The organism is Mucilaginibacter sp. P4_E8 (assembly GCF_056401495.1).
In genome coordinates this window covers 1-4,064 of sequence record NZ_JBFUJG010000253.1, presented here as the reverse complement: position 1 = coordinate 4,064, position 4,064 = coordinate 1, and the positions used below count along the sequence as shown (strand labels likewise).

6 protein-coding genes are annotated in these 4,064 nt (G+C 37.9%); 1 reads left to right on the top strand and 5 read right to left on the bottom strand.

The genetic code is table 11. The features are described from left to right. The 5 genes from AC1DRQ_RS29880 to AC1DRQ_RS29860 all read right to left on the bottom strand — a co-directional run. Positions 1 to 526, bottom strand: a 526-nt coding sequence (locus AC1DRQ_RS29880; RefSeq protein WP_477429527.1) for a DUF2806 domain-containing protein, incomplete at its 3' end; no start/stop codon positions are given. 103 nt (positions 527 to 629) lie between these two features. Then, positions 630 to 1,064, bottom strand: coding sequence for a 50S ribosomal protein L27 (gene rpmA, locus AC1DRQ_RS29875; RefSeq protein ID WP_477429525.1), 435 nt, complete (start codon positions 1,062 to 1,064; stop codon positions 630 to 632). Positions 1,065 to 1,112: 48 nt separating this feature from the next. Further along, positions 1,113 to 1,421, bottom strand: coding sequence for a 50S ribosomal protein L21 (gene rplU / locus AC1DRQ_RS29870; RefSeq protein WP_090467954.1), 309 nt, complete (start codon positions 1,419 to 1,421; stop codon positions 1,113 to 1,115). 75 nt (positions 1,422 to 1,496) lie between these two features. Further along, positions 1,497 to 2,000, bottom strand: coding sequence for a hypothetical protein (locus tag AC1DRQ_RS29865; RefSeq protein ID WP_477429523.1), 504 nt, complete (start codon positions 1,998 to 2,000; stop codon positions 1,497 to 1,499). A 165-nt stretch (positions 2,001 to 2,165) separates the two neighbouring features. Beyond that, a complete protein-coding gene (locus AC1DRQ_RS29860; RefSeq protein ID WP_477429521.1) occupies positions 2,166 to 3,539 on the bottom strand; it encodes a dicarboxylate/amino acid:cation symporter in 1,374 nt (457 codons plus the stop codon). Positions 3,540 to 3,596: 57 nt separating this feature from the next. Between AC1DRQ_RS29860 and AC1DRQ_RS29855 the strand changes: the two genes are divergently transcribed. Beyond that, positions 3,597 to 4,064: hypothetical protein (locus AC1DRQ_RS29855; RefSeq protein ID WP_477429519.1), on the top strand; the 468-nt coding region annotated here is incomplete at its 3' end.

The following is a 4,064-nucleotide window of genomic DNA, read 5'->3' as shown; positions in this document are numbered from 1 at the left end:
GGGTAAAATAAGGCCCGAATTTTATAAATATCTCTGCTTCACGTTTTGATAGATTACTCAAAATATCTATTGTTCTTAAAGAGAAATTTCCAGGGTTATTTATCTCGTTAGCTAAAATTTTCCCCCACACTTCTTGTAAATCGGCTGATGAAATATCCTGAGCCTTATTAAAAAATCGTGTTCTCCACTCTTCATCAACCGGTTTATCCGAGACTTCTTGGTTTAAGTGTTCAACTGAACTCTCAATTATATTGTCAAGATTACGTTGCCTATTGATTTCTTGATGATATAAGCGCTGTTTTGCGCGTTCAACTACTTCACTTTCTGAATCAGATCTTATAATTAAAGACCTTGCTTCAGCTTGTGCCATTACTTCCAATTCATATGCTTTTGCTTCAGCTTCTCTACGAATAGCACGTGGTTTATACAAAGTTCCAATGCCCGCACTAACCACTTCTATGAGTTTTTCTATGGCTTTACCATCGAGCTTTATTAACGAAAAACTGCTACCGTTGTCTTCTGCCATATAATTATAAGAAACAATAATTCATAAACGAATATAACCAATTAAACACAAAAAAAGCCCGGATCAATTTGATCCGGGCTTTTTAATATCTATTGACCTAAACTTACTCAGCTGCTGCTTCTTCAGTGTCTGCTGCTTCTTTCTTTGCTTTTGGAGCTGCTGCCTTTTTAGCTTTTGGAGCTGCTTCTTCAGCAACTTCTGCTACCGGAGCTGGTGCTTCAACAACTTTCTTTTCTGCTTTTGCTTTAGGTGCAGGTGCTGCAACTTCAACAACTGGTTCAGCTTCAAACGGAACTACAGAAACGTATGAACGGTTATCAGCTTTCTTTCTGAAAACTACATGCCCATCAGTTAATGCAAATAATGTATGATCCCTGCCTATGCCTACGTTAACGCCTGGGTTGTGTTTAGTACCACGCTGACGAACGATGATGTTACCTGCAATAGCTGGCTGACCACCGAAAATTTTGATACCTAAACGTTTGCTATGCGACTCGCGGCCGTTTCTGGAACTACCGGCCCCTTTTTTGTGTGCCATTGTTAATATCTTTTATGAGCCGATCAATCGGCTCGGTTTAAACTTTAATTATAATGTAATACCGGTGATCTCGATCTTGGTAAATTGTTGACGGTGACCGTTTTTCTTTTTGTAACCTTTTCTTCTTTTCTTTTTGAAAATKATCACCTTATCACCTTTTAAATGAGACACGATCTTAGCTGATACTTTAGCACCTTTCAAATCAGAACCTAATTTGAATTTACCTTCGTTTTCTGCTAACAATACACTGTCAAATTCAATACTAGCGCCTTCATCACCCTGTAACCTGTGTACAAAGATCTGCTGGTCTTTTGCAACCTTAAATTGCTGTCCGGCTATACTTACTATTGCGTACATGTTTGTTAATTATTGTTTTAAAATTCGAGGTGCAAATATAGGGATTGATTATTTAATAAACAACACACCATACTTTTATTTTTTCTGTCTTTCTTCGGCAGTTAATAAACTTTGCTTTATTTCTTTAATCAGGGTTATGTTAGCGTCTACTAATTTAGGGTCGCCAGCAAAATCACTGTCAAATACAACTCTTTTACTTTTTTTCTTGTATCTAAATTCAATTACATAGCGTATCGACTTATTTTTTGCCTTTACACTATCAGCAACTTCATTCGATGGGAAATCCCAGAAACCGAGGTCGGCAGCTTTGCGGTGCAGATAAAGCAAATCATCGTTGGTAAGCCGCAGATGCATCTTTATCAAAGAATCTCTTCTATCAATGTATTGATAATTCCCGGTTTTTGAATCGTATTTATTAACCAGGCTATCAACCGGTCCATATTGAATAGACATGGAATCAAAATCCGAAAACCGGTATGGCGCATTTTTGATCATCATGCCATAATAATAAAAGCAGTACAATAAAAATGGGACAATGATGGTTAACGCAAAAAATATTTTTTTAGAACGATCAGACATGTTTTAATTATTGAATTAGTTATTGTGTTTTATTTTCTTTTAAGCGTCATTGCGAGGAACGAAGCAATCTCTATGCTATACAGAGCATATATGCATGATTGACCTGCTTATCGGGGATTGCTTCGTTCCTCGCAATGACGCTTTTATTTAATTTCATGTTGCTAATTATTTCAGCTCCCCCTCCCATTTACTTACAACCGCGGTAGCCATGGCATTACCTAAAACGTTTGTTGCTGAACGGCCCATATCCAGTAAAGGATCAATACCTATCAACAGGAACAAACCGGCTTCGGGGATATTGAACATAGATAAAGTAGCCGCGATTACCACCAGCGAAGCCCGCGGAACACCCGCCACACCTTTACTGGTAAGCATTAATACCAGCAGCATTGACAATTGATGCCCGAAGGATAAATGAATATCATATGATTGTGCCAAAAACAGGGAGGCAAAGGTCATGTACATCATAGAGCCATCCAAATTAAACGAATAACCCAACGGCAATACAAAACTTACAATTTTATTACTGCAGCCAAAACGCTCCAATTCAATAAGTACCCTTGGATAAGCAGCCTCACTTGTTGATGTGCTGAACGCGATCAGCATGGCATCTTTTATGTTGCCTACCAATTTAAACACCGGCTTGCGCAATACCACAAATCCGGCAAAAATAATGACTCCCCAAAGCAGTATCAGCCCAAAATAAAACTCGCTTATAAAAATGCCATAAGTGGATAATACGCCAAGCCCTTGTTTGGCAACTACGGCTGTAATAGCTCCAAAAACGGCTAAAGGCGCTACCTTCATCACATAACCTGTTATTTTTAATATAACGTGGGCAATGGCATCCATAGCTTTAATAACTATCTTCCCCTGCTCACCTATGGCCGCGGTAGCTACACCAAAAAACAAGGAGAACACCACGATCTGCAATATTTCGTTATTGGCCATAGCCTCAATAAAGCTTCTTGGAAAAACATGCGCTATAAAATCGGTTAGTGATAATGCCGATTTTTTAATCCCCGTACTTAAATAACTGTTAGGCAATGGCAAGTGCATAACTTTTCCGGGTTCAAACAGGTTTACTAAAAGCATTCCTAATAAGAGGGATACCATTGTAGCACTCAGGAACCATRACATGGTTTTACCACCAATACGGCCAACAGCCTTAATATCCCCCACTTTGGCCACTCCCACCACCAATGTGGTAAAAACAAGTGGGGCCACAATCATTTTAATGAGTCTTAAAAATATATCACTTAAAATGGTAAAACCTTCCAGTTTATCCTCACGTATAGAATTATTATCTTTACTGATCTTTAATTGTTGTACTTTCTGGGCTTTAAGCGCCATGTAATCTGCAGTAGTACTATCATTTAATAAAACCAATTTTACATTTATGGCTTTTATATTAGCATCGGCAGTACTGATATTTACATTGATGCCATTAATTACGCGAACATTGTAAATGTATCCTGTTATTACACCAAATACGAGTGCGATAAAGATATAGAGAGTTAGTTTGCTTTTTTTTTTCATCAACTTTGTTTGCAGGGCGCTAAACTACAATTATTTTGCTAAAATATTTAAACACACATGAGCATAACTACTTACGGATTACAGCATATAAAAAAAGAAATTCAGCATTTGCCCCAAGAACAGTTAACTGAATTATTGCTCCGTTTGGCACGTTATAAAAAAGAGAATAAAGAACTGCTGGCTTATTTATTATTTGAAGCTTATGATGAAGCTGCTTTTATTGAAAAGGTTAAAGCCGAAGCCGGTTTTATGTTTAGCCAGTTGCCGGCCCTAAGTTATCATGCTGCAAAAGGGATGCGAAAAATATTGAGGTTGCTAAGCAAATACACCAAATTTGCAGGATCAAAACAGGCCGAAATTGAATTACTCCTTAATTTTTGCGATAATTACCTGGAATATGCCGACAGGCGCACATCGTATAAACCCATCAGGCTAATACTAACCAGACAGGTAGAAAAAGTGCGTAATTTGATAATTAAACTGCATGAGGACCTGCAATTTGATTATGCGGAGAGCTATAACACC

What these genes read in the sequence shown, in the direction of transcription:
- rpmA (WP_477429525.1), bottom strand. Translation starts at nt 1,064, where the DNA reads ATGGCACACAAAAAAGGGGCCGGTAGTTCCAGAAACGGCCGCGAGTCG.
- AC1DRQ_RS29865 (WP_477429523.1), bottom strand. Translation starts at nt 2,000, where the DNA reads ATGTCTGATCGTTCTAAAAAAATATTTTTTGCGTTAACCATCATTGTC.